This window comes from Phnomibacter sp., from assembly GCF_036803085.1.
Lineage (GTDB): Bacteria > Bacteroidota > Bacteroidia > Chitinophagales > Chitinophagaceae > Phnomibacter.
This window is the reverse complement of the sequence record NZ_DAIRUZ010000002.1, coordinates 30,008-51,589: the sequence shown is the minus strand read 5'-3', so window position 1 is coordinate 51,589 and position 21,582 is coordinate 30,008. Positions and strand designations below refer to the sequence as shown.

The following is a 21,582-nucleotide window of genomic DNA, read 5'->3' as shown; positions in this document are numbered from 1 at the left end:
GAAGTGGATTGTCTTTCCTTATTTCTTATTTTTTGGTTTTTATTCCTCATTGGCTTATGCTCACCTGCTGCATCCGGTTGTACCCTTCAAACACGGGAAAGTACATGAGAGCAATATGTGCCGGATTGAGCCGGAAGATGCCATTGAAACGGGTGTCGAGTTCTACGCGGTAGCGGTGGGTGCCCGCAGGTAATTTTTCAATAAACACACTCAGTTTTTCCTTGCGGTATTCCCGGTGTTCATTCCAATAGCCGGACGGCTTGCTGTGGTAGCTGCAACCCGCCGGAATGGGAATATCGAGCTGTACATACTCGCCGTCTTTATTGGCATGCACGGTTACTTCCAATATAATAGTAGTGCCGCTTTTTACCTGTTGCATTTGTAGCGTATCGCCTTGCTTGCTCATCAATCGGGTATGCACGGCAAAGAGGGAATCTTTCGCCACCTGCGGCACCACATGCTTTTGCTGCGACAGACCAAGATACACCAACCCGGGGCCTTCTTTACGAATGTGTACAGTACCGGTGCCGGGCAATTTGGCGCTGTTAGGAAACTGCGTAAATCTGTGCTCGTTTACCTGCAGTGTGGTGCTGCTGTTCGTTTGCATTTTTTTAGCCAACGCATCACTCAACAGCAGGTTGATGATTTCTGCTTGTTCCACTGTATTGCGGTAATACACCGATTGCTTTTCCGCTATAAAGTATTGTTTGATTTGCGGACTATATTGACGGTACGCACTATCGGCGGCAATGGTTTTTCCAGCAATCACCATGGTGCTTTGGCGGTTGCGGTACCACAGCCAGTTGTCTTCGCCCCAATAAATACTGCCGGTAAAAGTTTGTTGTTTTTGTTGCCAGAGTTTGGTCAGCTCTTTGCTGTACGGCAGTCCTGCTTTTTGCTTAATGCGTACATACTGCCATTGAGCATGTATGTGCAGGCTGTCAAATGGAATGCTATCGAGCACAAACTGATACGGATAAATATGGCCGCCTTCGCTCAGGCTGTACAAGGCTTCGAGTTGAGCCAATCTGCCGTTTTTGGGCAGTTCGTTTTGCAGGTAAATGTATCCTTCTCTAATGGCTTGTTTCACACTTGCGCTGCTGTCTGCATGGCGCAATGCCTGCAATACTTTGGTGGTAATGTAAAGGTTGGGCGAAGATTTTTCCCACCAGCCCCAGCCGCCACCGTACTGCTGGTTTTCGAGCAAACGGGTTTGCAGTTGTGCAATTTGTTTGTCGTATTTGAATGCTTTGTTCATCCGCTCATTGATTTGTTTCATCATGAGTAATCCCCACATTTTATTGGCGGTTTGTTCCATACAAGCCTGCGGGTAATTGCGCAGCGATTCCAACTCTTTTTCCAACACGTTCAGCAGGTTGTTTTCGGTGTACACCTGCAGTGGTACATCTGTGTAAGCCGGTGTGTATGTAAAGCTGGTGTCATGGTCAAGTACAAAAAAGCGTCCCTTGGTATCGAGAGTGCCGGCGGGCAAAACAGGAATGGTTCTTTCTTCACCATCGCTGTTGCGAAGACTATCTGCCACAGTGAATTGTACTTTGAGTGTATCGAATGCAGCTGGTGCTTTGATGCCAAAATAGCTAATGGCTGATTGGCCTTCGTTGGCCAGCACTGTTTGAGTAGTTTGTTGTCCACGCATGCCAAAGCTGGTCTTGATCTGCTTTGTTTGCTGGCTGTAGTTTATGGCTTTGCCACTGAGGTAAATGCTGTCACCTTCGGTAAGGAATGCAGGCACCTGCAGCATGCCTTGCAATAGTTTGAAGGTTTTGCTTACAATGGCAGCACTGCCATATTTACCCTTGGGCGCAGCGGCATACACCACATGCTGCCAGCCTGTTATGTTTTCTGGGTAACGGATAGGTATACGGGCCAAACCATTTTTGTCGGTACTGGCATCGGGTACAAAGTAGGCATCGTCGCTAAAGCGGGTACGAATGCTGGGCGCTTTGTTGCCGCTTGTTGTAATCACAATTACACCATTTGCTCCACGACTTCCATAAATAGCAGTGGCCACAGCATCTTTCAGCACTTCAATGCTCACCGTGTTGGGGTCGAGGTTGCCGGGCATGGCATCCATGAGTATACCATCTACCACATAGAGTGGGCTGATATCGCCATTCATGCTGTTGACACCTCTTATCTGAATGCTGGTTTCAGCCATGGCGCCGTTGTTGCCCGTTACATTTACACCAGCTACTCTCCCTTGTAGTGCGTTACCAGAAATAGTAGTTACACTGGCAGTCATACTTCTTTTTTTGGTTGTGCCATAGCCAATTACCACTACTTCTTCCAACGAACTATGTGATACATGCAATGCTGCATCTACCGTGTTGTGGGCATACAACCGGGCAAAGCGTTGGCGTTCCAGAGTGCCGTAGCCAACGTACTGAAACACTAATGTATACTGAGCACTGGCAATATTGCTGAATTGATACATGCCATCGGCTCCTGTGCTTACTGCACGTTTGGTGTTTTTCAGCTGCACTGTTACGCCGCTTAGTGGCATGCCCGTTACTGCGTCCGTTACTTTACCGGAAATGCTAGCCAAGCCCGGCAACACTTCTTCCATTTTGGTGAGTGATTCTTCTTGTTTAGCGGCTGACTGCTGCCATTTCTCAAATTCCCTGCGGAGTTGTGCAGCGTATATTTCGTAGGCTGCTGTATTGGTAGCGGTAAATGCTTTTGCATGAATGCGCAAGGCATTGGCGCCTGCAGTGTGTATGTAAAACGGAGTTGTGTTGAAAGCCAAATCATGCTTGTCAACCAGTACCAGTTGGTAATAGCCGGTATCCAGTTGATGAATAATATTCGGTTGCCCGCCAAATACCATGGCCGTATTGTATTGACCCGCTTTAATGAGGATGGTAAACCGAATGCTGCTGTCTGTTTTGTATTGCAAATGCAGACTGCCATGCCTACGGTCGGTGCTGTAAGAATGCAATAAATAGTTACTGAAATTTCTTCTGTTGTCTGCTACTTTCTTTTCAATCAACGGCAATTCATAATTCCAGGTGGTATCGCCCAAACGCCACGCCATAGATTGATTACGCAGTTTTATTTTACCTGGCAGTAGTTCCGTTTTTTCTAACCGCACCAGATGTTGTGAAATGCGGTAGCGGTAGTTGCTTTCAAAAGGAAATTTGGTGTGGAGGTTAGTGCTGCTGTTGTAAATGGTAATACTATCGAATGTCATGAATGGCCCTGCGATGTAAGTGCCATTGGCATAAGAAAGTTTTGCTTGCAAACTATAATTCCACAACCAGGCGCCGCTGCTGTTGCGGTCGTTTTCAATTTGTATGAAATAGCGCTGCAGCTGAGTTTTCTCTGCATGGGTCAAGGTGTCGGGCATGGGTGTAATGCGTACGTGTGGATGCCATGCCGCACTATCCAACTGAATAAACACATCGTGTTTTTGGTAAGGCTGCATGTATACGCTGTCTATCTCAATGAGTTTGTTCCAGGTGCGCAGGCTGATTTTGCTGTAACCGGGATAGACAATGTTGCTGTTGGCTTGTATGGCATTTTGCCACCACATATGTACAGGAAGATTATTTATATGGGTAACATAAATAGCTGCGGGCTTTCCTTTTTCTATGGCGTAAATGCTTGCCTCAGGATATGCATTGTTAAGAGGTGAACGCACAATGCGGATGGCGCCGGTATCCATTAGTCGTTGGTAATAAAACATGGTATCGCCATGCAGCTGATGAAGTATTTGCGCAAATCTCGTTGCCACAGTATCTGTTTTGAATGCTATTTCACTGTTGTCAAATTCGCCGGGTTGCACTACTTTTTTGTAGCGCTTCAGCCGAATGCGAACGGGCATATCGGGGTAGCGGAAATGCTGTTGCAATTGTGTGTTGTTGGCCACGGCAGTGAGGTTGGCATGGGCAACAGGCTTGCCTTTGTAGTCGGTCACTTTTACAGTGAGTGTATCTGCTGCACCTGGTTGCGCTGTCGGGGCAACGGTAGGTGTTACCTGTAGCAGGTTGTATTGCAGTTGTAATCGTTCTGTCAGCAATCGTTCCTGATCACCTTCCCAATAATTGACCTGTACCAAATAGCGGTCGCCTTTGCGGGCATGTTGTTGCCAGCTGTAGGTGGTTTGGCGCAGCATCATGCGTTGGATGCGGCCTTTGTTTTTGGTAATGGCCAGCCACACCGGCATGCCGGTTGGATTGTTGAGCACAAAGCTTACCGTATCGCCTTTGGAAGTGTTGCTGATAGCAGGAGTGCTGCGCATTTGTGACAGGTCGTAGTTTTTTGTAACGACCTTTTTTCCCAACGCATCCAGCACTGTTACATCATAATCGCTGGCCATTGGATGAATGCGCATGTTCAATGGCAACTGCACAACGGTATCGAGGTTGTACCAGTCACCCATACTTTCTATTTGTGCTGTAGCCACAGTGGGTATGCCATCCGTTTCATAGCGAATGTGCAGGCTATCGCTGTTGCGTTCTATTACAATGCGCTGCTGCCGGGCATAGTGGGTAAGTGTGAGTTGTTGCTCCTTCAATTCATTCGAACTATTGCGGAGTTGTGCAAACAACTGTGTTTCCATATTGGCTTCCGGCAAAGCATACGCAGGAATGTACACTAGCGTAGGACCATCTGTTAGCAAGGCTATTTTTTTACGCCAGAGTGTATCAGGTACAAACAAACTATCGGGGTAAAAATGTTGCAGCGTTTTTCGGGTAAGAAACAGCTCCACACTACCATCGGGCAGCAGAATGCCACTGGCATCTTTAGCTTCCAGCGTAATACGCAGGCTGTCTTTGCGCAGCCACCAGTTTTGTAACGTAGTTACATTAAAGCTGGAAATATCCGGTAGTTGATACTCTTCAGTTTTGAAACGGCTATTGAGTTTGTTGTAAGCTTTTGGACCTTGTAAATGCAAGTCGTAATGCACATCCATGGGCAGGCTGTCGGGTAGTGGCCAGCTCATGTGGTAGCTGCCGGGTACGGTAGGTTCCAATTGGCCGAGTTCTATTTTTTTGCTGCTGTTTTTGTAGTAGTACTGTATGCTCACGGTTTGTGTGCTGCGTATGGGATTGCCTTTTCTGTCAGTAATCCATGCTTTGAATTTGAGGGTATCCGCTGGTTTGTACAGCGGTTTGTTGAAAAGCACAAAGCCTCTGTATAATTGGCGGCGGCTTTTGTTGCTGTTGTAGTAAGTATCGCCAGAAAAAATGCGGCTAATTTTTCTGCCTGTATTCAACACCTGTTTAATGACCGGCCATTGGCGCAACGGTTTTTGATAATGATAACGAGATGATTCCTCATAACTCAGCCAGCTAATGAGTGTATCTGTAGCGGTGCTAATGATCAGCAGGCGATCGTCCATGTCTTTCTTTCGCTTAGGCAAAACAAAGCCGGCCGACTGCGCCGACCATTTGAGTTTTTTGCCCTGTAAACTAGCTTGCATTTGTGCAGGCACTTCGCCTTGCAGATTGTACACAGAGAGCAATCGTTGATCGCCGTTGGCAATGTTGTTGAAAGACAATCCGGTGCGAACATCCAGCCAGGCATGCAGGCTTTCAGCCACGGCACGTACCCACACAAAGTGGCCATTGGGCAAAGGAATATCGCTGTACTGAATGCTGTCGTAACCTACCCATACGGGCTGCAATTGATTGATGTAGTCAAAGTTGATGTGTTCCTGCAATGTCCATTTGGCCATGCTGTCAGCCGGAATGCGGTACGCGGCTTTGTAGTGCGTGAAGGCTTTCTGGTTTTGTAAAAAATGCAAACTGCTTTGCTGGTCTCGTTGTGCCCGGGCAGGCATCATCATCACAGCTATTATCCAACAACAACAAAGTATCCCTCGCATATCTATTTGTTTGAAACGTACTACCGCAGCAGCTATCCGGCATTCATTGCCGGCACGGCAAAAAATCAGCTTCGCTGTACAGAAAGAGGGCGAAACAGGAACGATGGTTGGAAGGGTTGCTGGTTTTTTTATTCATCAGGCTCCGGCAACTGCTGTTTTCTGGCAGTTTTGCCATGCCCGCTTGCCCGCCTTGCCGTACATTTGCGGCCCAACCCCCAACCCCCTAAAGGGGGCTAAGCCTCGTTGGGATTGAATCTTACGTGATTCTACAAATCAGACATCAAAAAATCAGACATCATTATGTATCGTACCCATACTTGTGGCGAATTGAGACTGGAACATGCCGGCACCGAAGTAACCCTGGCCGGCTGGGTGCAAACTGTACGCAAATTTGGCGCCATCACCTTTGTAGACCTGAGGGACCGCTACGGCATTACGCAGCTGGTATTTGCCGAAACTTTGAATGACCAACTCGACAGCAACCCGCTGGGCCGTGAGTTTGTGCTGCAGGCAAAAGGTGTGGTACGTGAAAGAACCAGCAAAAACGCCAACATTGCCACAGGTGATGTTGAAATTGCCATCAGCGAATTCAGCATTCTTAACAAAGCGGCCACGCCACCTTTCACCATTCAGGACGATACCGATGGTGGCGACGACCTGCGGATGAAATACCGCTACCTCGACCTGCGCCGCAATGCGGTAAAGAAAAATATTGAACTGCGCTATGCGGTAAACCGTGCCACACGTGATTATCTGCACCAGAATAGTTTCATGGATATTGAAACGCCTTTTCTCATCAAGAGCACTCCCGAAGGTGCCCGAGATTTTGTGGTGCCCAGTCGCATGAATGCAGGACAGTTTTATGCGCTGCCGCAAAGTCCGCAAACCTTTAAGCAACTGCTGATGGTGAGTGGCTACGACCGCTACTATCAGATTGTAAAATGCTTCCGCGATGAAGACCTGCGGGCCGACCGCCAGCCGGAGTTTACGCAGATCGACTGCGAAATGAGCTTCGTGGAGCAAAACGATATCCTTAACATGTTTGAGGGTTTGGTGAAATACATTTTCAAAACGGTAAAAGGCATCGACTATAACGAAGCTGTGCAGCGCATGACTTATGACGATGCACTGTGGAACTACGGCAACGATAAGCCCGATATTCGTTTCGACATGCGGTTGTTGAACCTGAAGAAACCGCACCATGTATTGGTAGATTACAAAGACAACCGTGAACTGATTGAAGGTGCAGGTTTTGGTGTGTTTGACAATGCAGAAACGGTGTTGGCCATTGCTGTGCCTGGTGCTGCCGAATATACCCGCAAGCAAATAGACGAACTCACCGAATGGGTGAAGCGTCCGCAAATTGGCATGCAGGGTTTGGTGAACATTAAGTGCAATGCCGATGGTTCTTTCAAGAGTAGCGTTGATAAATTCTATAGCGAAGAAAAACTGAAAGCCATTGCTGATGCTGCGAATGCAAAAGCCGGCGATTTGATATTGATACTGGCAGGCAAAGAAGAGCTGACCCGCAAAGCAACCAGTACGCTACGCCTCGAAATGGCAGAGCGTTTGGGCCTCCGCAATCCCGAAGTTTTCAAAATGCTGTGGGTGATAGACTTCCCGCTGTTTGAGTTTGCACTGGAAGACCAGGACGGCGGTGGAGCAGGCCGTTGGGTGGCCCGTCACCATCCGTTTACCAGTCCCAAGCCCGATCATATTTCCATCATGATTGAGAATGGGCCAAAGGTGGAAGACCTCGACAAATACCTCGAACATCCGTATGCACGTATCAAGGCCAATGCGTACGATTTGGTGCTGAACGGTAACGAGATTGGCGGTGGTTCTATCCGGATTTTCCAAAGAGAATTACAGGAAAAAATGTTTGCGGCTCTTGGTTTGGATGAGCATGAGCAAAAAGAAAAGTTCGGCTTCCTGTTGGGCGCTTTTGAATACGGTGCACCGCCGCATGGAGGTTTAGCTTTCGGCTTCGACCGTCTCTGTGCTATCCTCGGTGGCAGCGAAAGCATTCGTGATTTCATTGCCTTCCCCAAAAACAATGCGGGCCGCGATGTAATGCTGGATGCACCGGGCGAAATAGCCGCCAAGCAATACGCAGAGCTGCACATAAAGCCGGCATAAAGGCACAATCGATATGCAACAACAACGCAACCGCTGGAAATGGTATTTGCTAAGGGTAACAGCCCTGTTGCAATGCGCATTTGCAGTGCTGTTGTTCGGTTTATTATTTTATTCTTTGGCTGACGAACCAATCAATTGGTGGTCGGAAGATTTTTGGGCAACAGTGGCCGTTTGCATTTGGGGTTTGCTGGTATTGTGTAGCGCTTACGGACAATTGAAAGCGGTGGCTTCGCTGATGCGTAGCGATGCAGGAATGGATGGTTTGTATTCGCTACGGAAAATGGGTTGGACACTGGCTGCAGCAACAGTTGCGTTTGTCATTCAGCTGTTTATTTCAGGGTCTTCCTTTTATGCATACCTGCAAATGGAAAAGATTACCCAACGCCCGATAGAAGCAGCTTTCTACCGCATTTTCATTGTGCTGTTGTGCACAGGCTTATTGGCACTCACAAATTATTTGCTCAGCATCAAAGCCTATTTCGAATTGCAGTTTGCCAAAATGGAAGCCGAAGAACTGATGCTGGCACAACTGAACAATCCTTTAGAAAAACCATTGTATTAATCGAACAATCATGACGCTTATTTACCGCATATTAACCTATCTGTTTTTGCCCGTTGCTGTATTACTTAGTTTGAGTGCTCTTTCATTTTTTATGATGGCACTTGGCCAGCCAGCATTGTTGTTGCCCACGTTTATTATTGTTGCCATGATCATTTACGTGTTTGCCAGTTTTTCTTTTGTACAAAAAGCTATTGTACAACAGCAGGCTGTAAAAGCAAGGCTACGGGATTGGATACGGGTAAATGCTTTTGTAACAGGAGCCATCGCATTGCTCAACATTGGCCAAAGTGTGCTGCTCATGCTCAATCCTGAACAAATTAAATTGGTCATCGATCAGTTGGCCGAAGTAATGGCACAAACACCCGGTGCACCTGCCTACAATTTGCAATTGTTGGTAAAATGGGTGCTCATCATTTCAACAGCGTTGAGCAGCCTGCTGGTAGTGCATATCGTGTTGGGCTTTGTGTTGCAAAAAAAATATGCTGCCTATTTTTCAAAGTAGGATATTCTTTTCTGCAGCGCCATTCATTTTCTGAAATGTTTATTGGTTGCCATCCTCTCAAATTTAAGAGGAGGCTCAATTGCTATTTATTTTTTCCCTAATTTCCCAACAAACGAAAGCCGCCATAGAAAAAGCTGTTTTGATGCTGCCGCAAGCAATAACAAAACAGCAGTCATCCCTCACATAATGTAGTCTGGCAGCTACAGGGCAGAGGTGCTGGTGGCGTACCTGCACCGCTTACCGCACAAGGCTTTTACAAGAGCGTTTGCGGTTGGCGATTTCCGCCCCAAGATGTACCCGCATCAATGCTGCCCTTCATGAGTGCAGGATATTCATTTTGAAATGATCAAAACTAACAGCCTATGAGCAACATGCCTGCCAACCAGGTTATTTGGGATGAAATGTTTGCGCCTGAAGGGGTACGCAACCGCTACAAAGTAGTGTATGAAGCGCTTCAGCAAATGAGTGGCGACGCCCTGCAGGCTAAAGATTTGCAGGCTGCAGATTTTTTCATGAATCAGGGCATCACCTTTACCGTATACAGCGACAATAAAGGGATTGAACGCATTTTTCCTTTCGACATTATTCCCCGCATTATCACTGGTAAAGAATGGGATCATGTAGAGAAAGGCATTCAGCAACGACTGAAGGCTCTCAACATGTTTCTGAAAGATATTTACAGTGAGCAGCAAATCATCAAGGATGGTATTATACCTGCTTCACTCATTGCCAGTTGTCCGCATTTTTTGAAAGAAGCAGTTGGCATTAAAGTGCCGCATGATATTTATGTACACATCAGTGGCATTGATTTGATACGCGGCAACGATGGCAAATTTTATGTATTGGAAGACAACCTGCGTACACCCAGCGGTGTAAGTTATATGCTCGAAAACCGGGAAGTAACCAAGCGTATTTTTCCGGATTTGCTGGCGCAAAACCAGGTGCGGATGGTGAACAACTATCCCATGAAGTTGCTCAATATTTTATCATCGCTTTCGCCTCGGCCCGTAGATCAACCCAATGTGGTGATACTAACCCCGGGTGTATACAACTCTGCCTATTATGAGCATACTTTTTTGGCCCGTACCATGGGCATCCCGCTGGTAGAAGGCCGCGATTTGGTGGTGGACAACCAAAAGGTATTTATGAAAACGACGGCCGGTCTGCAACCCGTTGATGTTATCTACCGTCGTATTGATGATGAATACATTGATCCGCTGGTTTTCAGGCCCGACAGTGTGTTGGGTGTGCCCGGCATTATGAGTGCTTACAGAAAAGGCAATGTTGCGCTGGTAAATGCTATTGGCAACGGCGTTGCCGATGATAAAGCCGTGTATGCCTACGTGCCTGATATGATAAAGTACTACCTGAACGAAGAATCTATTTTGTCGAACGTGCCTACCTATCGTATGGAAAAAGAAGACGAACGTAAATATGTGTTCGATAATCTGAATAGCATGGTGGTAAAACAGACCAACCAAAGTGGAGGCTACGGATTGGTAATGGGTAATAAAGCAACAGACGCCGAGCTGAACGAATTGAAAGTGGCTATTTTGGATAACCCCCGCAATTTTATTGCACAGCCTATTATACAACTTAGTACAGTGCCTTGCCTGGTAGATGGTAAACTGGAAAGCCGCCACGTAGACCTTCGGCCTTATGCACTCTGCGGTCCGGATGGCATTGAGATTGTACCCGGTGGATTAACAAGGGTGGCACTGCGTAAAGGCAGCCTCGTGGTAAACAGTAGCCAGGGCGGTGGTAGTAAGGATACCTGGGTGGTAGATATTGAGGAGTAAGTTGATTGGTTTGACAATAGAATGGTATCAACCATTAACTGCAAACCAAAAACAAAAAACATCAAATAGTTTTTTATGATGCTAAGCAGAATTGCAGACAATATGTTTTGGCTGAACCGCTATATGGAGCGGGCCGACGGACTGGCAAGGGCTACCCGGTATTTTTATATTCTTGGCTTCGATTCGTGGGAAGGAGACACACTGGGCTATGGCCCCTTGTTGCAAAGTTTCACCTCGCTGTCGGCAGAAGAACGGGTGACCATGCAAGCAGATTCACAGCATTTGTTGCGCTTTGTCATTCAGGATGCGGCCAACATTAACTCGCTGAAAGTATTGCTGAGCAAGGCCCGTGAAAATGCCCGTGGCTCGCAAGACCGTGTAACAAAGGAATTGTGGGAGCAGGTAAATGCGATGTATCATTTTATTACCAACGAAGGATTGGTAAATAAACTGAAAGGCGAAGAAACACTGAAAGTGCTCGACCAATTGGAAAAGCATTGCCTGTTATATAACGGCATTGTTGACAGCACTATGCCCCGTGGCCTGGGGTGGGAATTTATGAACCTCGGTAAGTTTATAGAACGCAGCCTGCAAACGGTAGATTTGGTTGATGCCTACCTCAGCCCTATGCAGTACGATTTGGAGCAAAATGATAACCTGCTATACTGGAGGCGTTTGCTGTATGCGTTGTCGGGCTACGAGCTGTATCTCAAAACCAACCGTGGTTCACACCACAGCCGTCAGGTAATATGCCAGGTGATATTCAATGCTGATTTTCCACGGAGTGTCATCTACAGTCTCAAGCGGATTGAAAAATACCTGCAATCGCTGCTCGAAGAAAATCCACATCCCGATGCTGCGGTTATCATTCGTCGTTTTGGCCGTTTGAAAAGTATGGTAGAGTTTACCGATACTGCTAATATGAATGGTCAGGAATTGAAAGAGTTGGTAAAGCAAATTCGCCATCAACTCTGGGATTTTTCTGCAGAGTTTTCGCGGTTGTTCTTTTCATATACCTAGTATTAATTATCAACAGCCTGCATAATTATCAGGCTGCTGCAACCGCTGATACCTGTAGTTTCGGCGCATTGCCATCAATATAGCACATGCCGGTATTTCAAATTCATCATATTACGCAGTATCAGTACGACCGACCGGTAAAGGAAAGCGTTAGTCAAATCCGCATTTTTCCGCTGGCTACGCCGGCGCAGCACATACGCCAGTTTGAATTGCTCATTACATCCGATCCTGTGGTAGCTACCTATGCCGATTACTTTGGCAATACAGTCGGCGATTTTACCGTATTGCATCCGCACCAAAGCCTGACTATCGATAGCCGGCTAACCGTAGAAACGATAGAGAAAAAAACGGCAACACCAGAAGATGATATAACGATTGCAGATTTACGTAAGCATATAGACACAGATATTTCAATGCTTCGGCTGTCTGATCCGGAGCGAATTGCTGCGCAGGAAAGCATTAATGATATTGTGCAAAGTATTACCAATCCGGTGCAGCATGTGCGCCACATGGCATGGGCTTGCAGCGAATATATTTTCCGGCATTTCAAATATGAAAAGGGCATCACATCTGTTGAAACTACTATAGATGAAATTTTGCAACACAAAAGTGGTGTGTGCCAGGATTTTGCACATGTGCTATTGCAGATGCTGCGCAGCTTGGGCATTCCTGCCCGCTATGTGAGTGGCTACATTTGTCCCAACAAAAGCGGCATGCGTGGCGAAGGTGCTACCCATGCATGGGTTGAATTTTATACGCCCGGCGATGGTTGGGTAGGCATTGACCCTACCAACAACGTATGGGTAAATGGCTATCATGTGGTGTTGGCAACCGGCCGCGATTTTAATGATTGCTCACCTGTGAAGGGTACGTTTAAAGGCATCGCCCGGCAAACCCTTTCGGTGTTTGTATCTGTTGGCTACGAAGATGGCCATGTGTTTGAAGAAGTAAATGAAGTAAAACTCGAAACGGTATCATCAGACGAAGTGGAGCCCTGGCAAAACGATTGGATGCAGGCCCAGCAACAGCAGCAATAAATTTTTTGTTTTAAGTTTTTAGTTTGTGGTTTTTTGTTCTTCAGTTTGCAATGTCCTTCAGTTTGCTTGTTGCGAGTTTTAGGTAGCTTTAAAATGAGTCAAACTGCATGGCTTGCTGAACTATAAACTACAAACAATAAATAATCATGTCTTCAAACATACCTCTTGCCGAACGTTTACGTCCGCAAACCATCGACGAAATTGTGGGACAGCAACATATCGTGGGCGAGGGCACAGTGCTTCGCAATGCCTTACTGCACGGGCATATTCATTCCATCATTTTCTGGGGACCTCCCGGCGTAGGTAAAACCACTTTGGCCAATGTGATTTCGCATCATTTACAATTGCCTTTCTATCAGCTTTCTGCCATCAGCAGTGGGGTAAAAGAAATTCGGGAAGTGATTGATGTGGCCAAAAAACAACGCGGTGCTATTTTGTTTATTGATGAAATACATCGCTTCAATAAAAGCCAGCAAGATGCATTGCTGGGTGCGGTAGAAAAAGGCATCATCACCCTGATTGGCGCTACTACCGAAAATCCTTCTTTCGAAGTAAACAGTGCCTTGCTTAGCAGAAGCCAGGTGTATGTGCTGAAGGCATTGGAGCGAAGCGAACTGGAGCAGCTGTTGCAAATAGCCATCAGCAAAGATGAAGTGCTGAAAGAGCTGCCGATTCAACTGAAAGAAACGGAAGCGCTGATTCGCATAAGTGCTGGTGATGGCCGAAAGTTGCTCAATCTACTCGACATAACCGTACAATCGTTACAATCCAAAACTGGCAATGGCGAGTTGCTCATTACCGACAAGGCAGTGATGGATGCGGCTCAGAGCAGGGTGGCTTTGTACGATAAAAAAGGAGAGCAACACTACGATATTATTTCAGCCTTCATTAAGAGTATGCGGGGCAGCGATCCGAATGCTGCCGTGTATTGGATGGCCCGCATGATTGCCGGTGGCGAAGACATTGAATTCATTGCCCGCCGCATGGTCATTTTTGCCAGCGAAGACATTGGCAATGCCAACCCCACCGCTATGGTAATGGCCAATGCCTGTTACGATGCCGTACGCAAACTCGGTTATCCGGAAGGGCGGATTGTACTGGGCCAGTGTTGTACTTACCTCGCATCATCGCCCAAGAGCAATGCGGCATATATGGCCATTGATGAAGCATTGGCATTGGTAGAAAAAACAGGCGATCAACCTGTGCCGTTGCATATCCGCAATGCACCAACCAAGCTCATGAAAAATTTGGGCTACGGAAAAGAATACCAATACTCACACATGGGCGAAGGCAACTTTATTGCACAAGAGTATTTTCCGGACGCACTGCGGGGCACCAAACTGTACGACCCCGGCAAAAATGCACGGGAAGAAGAACTGCGAAAGTTTCTGAAATCGAGATGGGGTGAGAAGTATGGGTATTAATAAGTTTGGGGTTTTTAGTTTTTGTTTTGGAAGTATTCCTGTTTACAAATTCGAGAATATCCAAACATAAAATTGCCCCACACTTTCTTATTCCTTATTTATCATTCTTTGTTCCTTATTCAATATTCATTTTCCCTTTATTCAACTGAAAGGTTTTGGTAATGCAAGCAGGTTTGCTGTGTTGATAATGCGTAATAAAAATCAGCGTCTTGTTGCAGTGCAGGCAGAGGGCATAAATCCATTGCAGCATGTTGGCTTCCTGTGTTTCATCAAGCCCCTGGCAGGGTTCATCCAGCACCAGCATGGGTGGGTTTTTAATCATGGCTCTGGCCAATAACAGCAGTCGTTGCTCACCGGCCGAAAAGCTGCGCAACCATTTGTGTGCACGGTTGCTAAAAGCAAACAGCGCCAGCCATTGCTGCACCATTGCTTCTTGTGCCGGCGAAAGCTTTCTGAACAAACCAATGGTATCAAACAAGCCACTGGCGACGGTATCAAAAGCGGAAGCCGTGGTTTCAAAATACAAGTGCAATTCGGGCGATACAAAACCCATTTGTTTTTTGATGTCCCAAATGGTTTCGCCCTTGCCGCGGCGTTTGCCATACAGGTAAATTTTGTTAGCATACACTTGCGGATGGTCGGCGGTGATGAGGCTGAGCAACGTGCTTTTGCCAGCACCATTGGGGCCGTACACCAACCATCGTTCGCCATGCTGCACCGTCCAGTTGATGTGTTGCAATACTGGTTTGCCATCATAACTCACCTGCACGTTTTCCATGTGCAAAGCTTCCGGATGAAGATTGGTATTGATATCTTTTGGTAACAAACTTTGCAGTTGTGCTAATTTCTCTTGTAAGTCATTTTGCAACGCAACCGGATGAAAGTTTTGTAGATATACATCCTTACTACTGTAAACCGGTGTTGCTGTTTTACTCAATTGTAATACATGCGTGATACATGCTGGCAAATCATAGCCACTGCTGATGAGCACAATTGCTACGCCAGTGTTGGCCAGTGTTTCCAGCATTCCTTGCAGGTGTTGGCGGGATGCCACGTCCAGTCCAATAAACGGCTGATCCAGCACCAGTAAGCCCGGGTGTTGTTGCAGGGCTTTTACCAGTTGCATCTTTTTGTGTTCACCATTGGAAAGATGCGTAAGTGGCTCATCCAATACATGTGCTACAGACAATTGCTCAATATGCTGCAGTGTTGTGCTGTCTATATTGTCGAGCCATTCTCTGGCAGTAAGTGCATCATCGGCATCGCAACTGTTGTAGCGTTGCTGATAATACATATCACTGGTATTGGATTTGTTTTTAAAATGGTGCATTTGCGACACAAACACCGGATGCTTCTCTGCAGCTAAGGCTTTGTGGCCAAAGTGCTGCAAGGCACCGCAAATGGCTTGTCCCAGCATGGTTTTGCCACTGCCCGACGGGCCGGTGATGGCGAGGTGTTCTCCTGCCTGCAGGTTGAGGTCGAAGGCAGGTATAATGGTATGCCCGTCCCGAACTATGGAAAAGGATTGAAGTGAAAGCACAGCAGGCATGGATTGCAGAATTAGTTGTTCGCAAAATTGCCGATTTCATACTACAATTCTTTCTTTGCTAATTAGCATGTGTTGATGCCTGTACACAAACAATTGGATTATGGCTCTTCGTTGGAAATTCAAAACATTTGATGCATTGTCTGCTGCAGAAATGTATGCACTGTTGCGATTGCGCAGTGAAGTGTTTGTAGTAGAACAAAATTGTGTGTTCTTAGATATGGATGATAAGGATCAATTGTGTCATCATTTGCTGGGATATAAAGAGGATTTATTGGCTGCTTATACCCGCATCGTTCCGGCCGGTGTTTCTTATACTGAGTATCCTTCTATTGGCCGGGTGGTTACTTCGCCACAGGCAAGGGGCGAAGGATTGGGCAAAGAACTGATGGAAGAATCCATTCAGCGTTTGTTTTTGTTATATGGCGAAGGCCCCATTAAAATTGGTGCTCAGTTGTACCTCAAAAAATTCTACGAGTCGCTTGGTTTTTCGCAATGTGGCGATGTGTACGATGAAGATGGCATTGGCCATATACCCATGATACGTTTTGGTAAGGGATTATAATTTTACATTAATCGTTAATATTTTACGGATATTATTTTTTAAAACGACAAGCTTTTATGAAAAGTAAAGCGTTGATTGTGAATGGAATCAGGTTGCATTATCTGGACAATGATTTGATTCATAGGCCGGCACTTGTATTTATCCATGGAAATTCTCAGTCTGTTTCAGCTTGGATGTTTCAATTGAATAATCCAGCACTCAACGCTTTTCGGTTAATTGCTTTTGACTTGCCATCACATGGTGCATCCGAGGCTTCTTTGCAACCTGATATAGACTATACGTTGATTGGTATTGGAAAACTGATGGCAGATGCTGTGATGCAGCTTCAATTAGATAAGTTTATTTTGGGTGGTCTTTCGTTGGGTACAAACTTTGTGATCGAAATGTTGAATCACCTTAGTCCAAATGCGATCTTTTTATTTGGAAGTTCATTTACAGGAGATAAACGAGGATTGTCCGATATCATGCTTGAAAGTGTTGATGCTACCTGTTTGTTTACTGACGAAGTTGATATAGGTGCATTTGAGAAGTTTTTGAACGAGGTATTTAAAGGGCATCCGGCATCCTTTAAAAAAATGGTTTTAAAAGATTATGTTGGCGTAAAATCTCCATTCCGATCCCTGATTTTAAAGAGCTATTTGGCTGGGCAATTTTCTGATGGATTTGTACAGTTAAGGAATTTCAAAGGAGTCGTTTTAGTAGTATTTGGTGAGGAGGAAAGCATTGTGAACCCTCACTATTTGAATGATATCGAATGCAATAGATTTCAGGGAGAAGTCATGTTAGTGAAAGATGCAAACCATTTTGTAAATATTGATCAACCGGCGATCGTCAATGATGTATTGCTGCGTTTTGCAAAGCAAGTGTTGATAGATAATTAGTCCGCCGATTAGGAAAAACATTCGTGGCCTTTTTTGAAAGGCACTGCATGTTAAATATCCTAAACTAGTTCAAATTGATTCAAGAAGTCCGTTGTCAATTGCATATCGGATAAGTTCAGTTACGGTACTTGCGCCACTCTTGCGTAGCAGGCTTTTTCGGTGATTCCGAATGGTATGTATACTGATATTTAGTTTGTCTGCAATTACCTTATTGCCTAAACCTTCAAGTATCAGCATCAACACTTCAAGCTCCCGTTCACTAAACGCTGATTTGGTACTGCTTGGGAAGTACACATTTTTGTAAATGAGTTCAGGAGCAGCTTGCATTGTAGGTGATGCTATTTTTTCAATCGTATGTATGATAGAATTGTCTTTTTTGAAATGCGTGACATCAATGATAAAACCGGCAACGATTATTGGAATACCGGATTTGTCAACTACAGGATAGCTATGGCGTTGAATAAATTTCCTGTATGTCCCGTTTGAGCTTTTTAATCTAAAGTTGATAGTAAAGGAGTATAATCCGTATTCCTTTTTTACAAAAGTTTTTAAGAACTGAAGATTTACAGGAGTGATTTTTTTGCTTAGGATGTGAAAATCATCTGGATGCATTAGTGAAACAAAGAAAGATGGTCCGGAATCTGCAAGCCAGCTGTTCTTAAATCCTAAAATCAATTCAGCCGATGGATCAATATATAGGTATTTGTTTTTAGAATAGTCGGCGATGTATAAAACCGGCGCCTGCGACTGTTGTGAAAGGTTTTGAAAGCCTAAGCGGTCAATAAGTTCTTGTGTATCTAAAGGCTCAAGTAGTTCATGGTTCTTTGCCAGTTTTAAAAGGTCGCAATAAGAATGGGCTACAGGTAATGCCATACATGCTACTATTAAAAATGACTCAATTGGGCTATTGTGCCGATGCTTTTTTTAGGGGTATTTCGGTCTTGAAAAATACAAAGTTTTATGCGATCGATCATCAGCTTTCTTTTGTCCGTAGTGCTTACTTTTTCTTTTTTGAATACGGCTGCCCAATACGTAGGCATAGGCACCACCAACCCGCAATATCCTTTGGATGTGAAGGGGATGGTACGACTGGACAGTGGCCTTATCATCAACAATATTATGGTGATCAACAAAGATGGCAAGGTGAATAGTGATACCGGTAGTTTTAAGCGGATTAATGTAATGGGCAATATTTTTTTGGATAGTATTTTGTATTTACGAGGATCCAGATTTGCCAGGGTACAAGGCGACAATTTTATAATCGGTCAGGGTGGTGTTTCGGTTAATGGCTTCGCTAATACCTTTTTTGGCAATTTGGCTGGAAATGCTACTACATCGGGTTCAAGAAACTTATTTATCGGCTATGCGTCAGGCTTTTCTAATACAACCGGCAGTAAAAATACAGTGATAGGGACGGAAGCTGGTGCGGGAAATACTACAGGCGAGTCTAATACTATTGTGGGTGAGCACGCAGGAAAATTTAATAGCATTGGTGCTTTTAATACTTTTATTGGAACAGAAGCTGGTTTCTCTAATACAACTGCTACAAATAACACTTTTATTGGTCAAGCAGCAGGGAGGTTAAACACGACAGGTGGAGCGCATACTTTTGTTGGGTCTGCTGCTGGTTTAGCAAATACTACTGGTGTTTCAAATACCATTATTGGAAATGCAGCGGGTACAAGCAATACTACTGGTAATGATAATGTTTTTGTTGGAGCCTCTGCTGGTGCAGTTAATACAGCGGGATCAAACAATGTTATAATAGGTACTGCTGCAGGTTTACTTGGCAGCAATTTGGTAAACAATACTTTTATAGGCTGGCGTTCGGGGTATCAAACCACCAGTGCCAACAATACATTTGTGGGCTATAGTACAGGCATCGCCAATACAACAGGTGGCGAAAATTCTTTTTTTGGTGTAGGGTCAGGCCTGGCCAATACAACCGGTTCAGGAAATACTTTAATTGGAAATGGCGCAGGATCAAGAAACACTACCGCAAACTTCAATACGTATATAGGTCATGCGGCTGGTTTATTCAATACTACCGGTGCAGAAAACGCCTTTGTTGGCGCTGGCTCAGGCCAAACAAATACAACTGGAAGTAACAATGCTTTCTTTGGTCGCACATCGGGCTTTGCCAATACAACCGGCTCCAGTAATACCTTTATTGGCAATGGTGCAGGGTACAGCAATACCACAGGAAGCTTCAACACTTTTGTAGGCCGCGAAGCAGGTGTATTTGGCACCACGGGAAGTGAGAACACCTTTGTAGGCCGTTCGGCTGGCGGCAACACAAACACAGGTAGTTTAAATACTATGATGGGTCATTATGCTGGTGTATCAAATTCTGCTGGCAATGCCAATTCATTTTTTGGCAATGGCGCATTTTACAAAAACACCACGGGAAGCAACAATACTGGTGTTGGATATTTTACTGGATATGAAAATGTAACTGGTGCACGTAATACTTATCTAGGATTTAACGCAGGATACTATAATACAGGAAATGATAATACATGTGTTGGTTATCAGGCTTGGAGCAATGCTAATGTGGGCACTATTGCTATTGGAGGAAATGCATTTGTAAACAGAGGAAACTTCGGCATTGCAATCGGAAAAAATAGTAGGGTTGGAGATAGCATTACGAATAGTGTCTTAGTGCAAGCTCCTTATGGAATTGCCATTGGTACAAACAGTCGGGCACATGCCGAGGGTAGCATTGCCATTGGGGGCAATGCATGGTGTACTTATAATAGCATTGCCATTGGATACAACGTTTTTGCGGGGGATAATTCTATTGCGATTGGTAACGGTTCCGTGGTTGGCATTTACCTTCCTGTAGCTCCTACCATTACTTCCGATGCCAACCTGAAGGAAAATTTTGTAGTGCCCAATGAAGAAGAAGTGTTGCAAAAACTCGTTGTCGTTCCTGTTAGTTCCTGGAACCTGAAAGGCCACAATGCGCAACAAAACCGCCACTACGGCCCTATGGCGCAAGATTTCTATGCAGCATTCGGCCGCGATGGCTATGGTACCATTGGTAGCGATACCACCATCAATACCCACGATCTCACAAGTATTAATACCCTTGCCATTCAAGCTTTGGAAAAAAGGAGCAGAAAATATGAAGAATTGATAAAAGAAAATGAATCACTCAAACAAGAAATTCAATTATTGAAAACGGCCTTCATGGAAGAAAATGCAACATTGAGAGAGATGGTGAATGCTTTGGCAAAACAAATGGCTTTGAACATGAAACAGTAGTTCCCCTCTTGAGAAATGTTGGTTGAATATTAAGAGTGGTTTTTGCAGACAACAATAATTTGCAAATCAGCACTGTTGGAAAGAGAAATAAAACCCTCAACTCAAAACAAACCCCACTCATCTTCAAATTCATCTTTCTCAAAACCCGCTACCCACTCTTTAAACAGTTCTCTGAATTTGTCTATTTCATTACGCACCAAATCGATGTCTTCATCGCTGGCTACTTTCATCATACCAATGTTAGCAGTAGACTGTTGAATGCCGGCAGCTATCTGGCGGATGATGGCTGCATTTTCCATACGTTGCACATATATGTCAGCTGCTTCGGCGCCTCGAATTTTAGCAGGTATAATCATGCTGTCGTCTAGCAGTTCGTGAGTCATGTCTTCTATAAACTGTTCGTCAAAGCTTTCGATGGCATACGCAAGATGTTCGTCTGTTTCTTCGCCAGGTTTTGCTTCAGGTTTTTGCAAACTGGCGGCCAATGCCTGAAGCAAAGAATACACCTGCCGCCACTGGTTGTACAGGTTAGCGGCACGTTCATCTTTCATTTGATGTTTCCACTCATCGCCTTCGTCATCATCTCTGCGATATTTACGCAAATCAGCAAAGTGTTCATCATCCCAATCTGGTATGGGATTAATGCTGTGCATATTGCTGAACAGCGATGGCTCTTTTGCAGGAGGTGCATTGAAAATAAAATCACGGATGAGCAGATTCTCTTTGGCATCGCCGTTACGAATAATAATGCGGGCTCCTTTCAAAAATGCATATTCTTTCAGTATGGGTTCTATGGCTTCAAAAATGGCATTTGCATCGGGCCCGAAAAAGAAATAACTGCCATCGGCATTGTTCATTTCAATCTCATGGCCATCGTATTCGCCAATGGTCTTTTTGTCAAACAATTGGAAAAAGCGGTCGCTTAAATCATAGAAAGGCCGGTCGTCGGGCAATCCGTATTCAAACAAAATGGTGAGTGACTGTTCCAT

14 protein-coding genes are annotated in these 21,582 nt (G+C 45.1%); 10 read left to right on the top strand and 4 right to left on the bottom strand.

Annotated elements, in window-relative coordinates:
• Positions 1 to 46: 46 nt before the first annotated feature.
• The gene (locus tag V7Q13_RS04100) at positions 47 to 5,851 is read right to left on the bottom strand and encodes a carboxypeptidase-like regulatory domain-containing protein (protein WP_333799409.1); all 5,805 of its coding nucleotides are present in this window, start codon (positions 5,849 to 5,851) and stop codon (positions 47 to 49) included.
• 300 nt (positions 5,852 to 6,151) lie between these two features.
• On the opposite strand from V7Q13_RS04100, the gene aspS reads away from it, so the two are divergent.
• The 7 genes from aspS to V7Q13_RS04065 all read left to right on the top strand — a co-directional run bounded on the left by aspS (position 6,152) and on the right by V7Q13_RS04065 (position 14,334).
• Positions 6,152 to 7,990, top strand: coding sequence for an aspartate--tRNA ligase (aspS, locus tag V7Q13_RS04095; RefSeq protein ID WP_333799408.1), 1,839 nt, complete (start codon positions 6,152 to 6,154; stop codon positions 7,988 to 7,990).
• 13 nt (positions 7,991 to 8,003) lie between these two features.
• Positions 8,004 to 8,552, top strand: coding sequence for a hypothetical protein (locus V7Q13_RS04090; RefSeq protein ID WP_333799407.1), 549 nt, complete (start codon positions 8,004 to 8,006; stop codon positions 8,550 to 8,552).
• A 10-nt stretch (positions 8,553 to 8,562) separates the two neighbouring features.
• Positions 8,563 to 9,054 carry a hypothetical protein gene (locus V7Q13_RS04085; protein WP_333799406.1) on the top strand — a complete coding sequence of 164 codons (492 nt, stop codon included), beginning with the start codon at positions 8,563 to 8,565 and terminating at the stop codon, positions 9,052 to 9,054.
• A 362-nt stretch (positions 9,055 to 9,416) separates the two neighbouring features.
• Entirely contained in the window at positions 9,417 to 10,853 is a 1,437-nt protein-coding gene (locus V7Q13_RS04080) for a circularly permuted type 2 ATP-grasp protein (protein ID WP_333799405.1), read from the top strand.
• A gap of 75 nt (positions 10,854 to 10,928) precedes the next feature.
• Positions 10,929 to 11,873, top strand: a complete 945-nt coding sequence (locus V7Q13_RS04075) for an alpha-E domain-containing protein (RefSeq protein WP_333799404.1) — start codon at positions 10,929 to 10,931, stop codon at positions 11,871 to 11,873.
• An 86-nt stretch (positions 11,874 to 11,959) separates the two neighbouring features.
• Entirely contained in the window at positions 11,960 to 12,910 is a 951-nt protein-coding gene (locus V7Q13_RS04070) for a transglutaminase family protein (protein WP_333799403.1), read from the top strand.
• A gap of 146 nt (positions 12,911 to 13,056) precedes the next feature.
• Positions 13,057 to 14,334: a replication-associated recombination protein A gene (locus tag V7Q13_RS04065; protein ID WP_333799402.1), complete on the top strand. Its 1,278-nt coding sequence runs from the start codon at positions 13,057 to 13,059 to the stop codon at positions 14,332 to 14,334.
• Between the two features lie 115 nt (positions 14,335 to 14,449).
• Here the strand turns inward: V7Q13_RS04065 and V7Q13_RS04060 are convergent, their stop codons facing one another.
• Positions 14,450 to 15,883, bottom strand: coding sequence for an ATP-binding cassette domain-containing protein (locus tag V7Q13_RS04060; protein ID WP_333799401.1), 1,434 nt, complete (start codon positions 15,881 to 15,883; stop codon positions 14,450 to 14,452).
• 100 nt (positions 15,884 to 15,983) lie between these two features.
• Here V7Q13_RS04060 and V7Q13_RS04055 point away from each other — a divergent pair, with 100 nt between their 5' ends.
• Both V7Q13_RS04055 and V7Q13_RS04050 read left to right on the top strand, forming a co-directional pair.
• Entirely contained in the window at positions 15,984 to 16,445 is a 462-nt protein-coding gene (locus tag V7Q13_RS04055; protein ID WP_333799400.1) for a GNAT family N-acetyltransferase, read from the top strand.
• A 56-nt stretch (positions 16,446 to 16,501) separates the two neighbouring features.
• Positions 16,502 to 17,326, top strand: coding sequence for an alpha/beta fold hydrolase (locus V7Q13_RS04050; RefSeq protein WP_333799399.1), 825 nt, complete (start codon positions 16,502 to 16,504; stop codon positions 17,324 to 17,326).
• Positions 17,327 to 17,395: 69 nt separating this feature from the next.
• On the opposite strand, the gene V7Q13_RS04045 is transcribed toward V7Q13_RS04050, so the two are convergent.
• Positions 17,396 to 18,199, bottom strand: coding sequence for a LuxR C-terminal-related transcriptional regulator (locus V7Q13_RS04045; RefSeq protein ID WP_333799398.1), 804 nt, complete (start codon positions 18,197 to 18,199; stop codon positions 17,396 to 17,398).
• Positions 18,200 to 18,286: 87 nt separating this feature from the next.
• Here V7Q13_RS04045 and V7Q13_RS04040 point away from each other — a divergent pair, with 87 nt between their 5' ends.
• On the top strand, positions 18,287 to 20,593 hold the full coding sequence (locus V7Q13_RS04040; RefSeq protein ID WP_333799397.1) for a tail fiber domain-containing protein: 2,307 nt from the start codon (positions 18,287 to 18,289) through the stop codon (positions 20,591 to 20,593).
• Positions 20,594 to 20,694: 101 nt separating this feature from the next.
• Here V7Q13_RS04040 and V7Q13_RS04035 read toward each other — a convergent pair whose 3' ends face one another.
• Entirely contained in the window at positions 20,695 to 21,582 is an 888-nt protein-coding gene (locus V7Q13_RS04035; RefSeq protein WP_333799396.1) for a hypothetical protein, read from the bottom strand.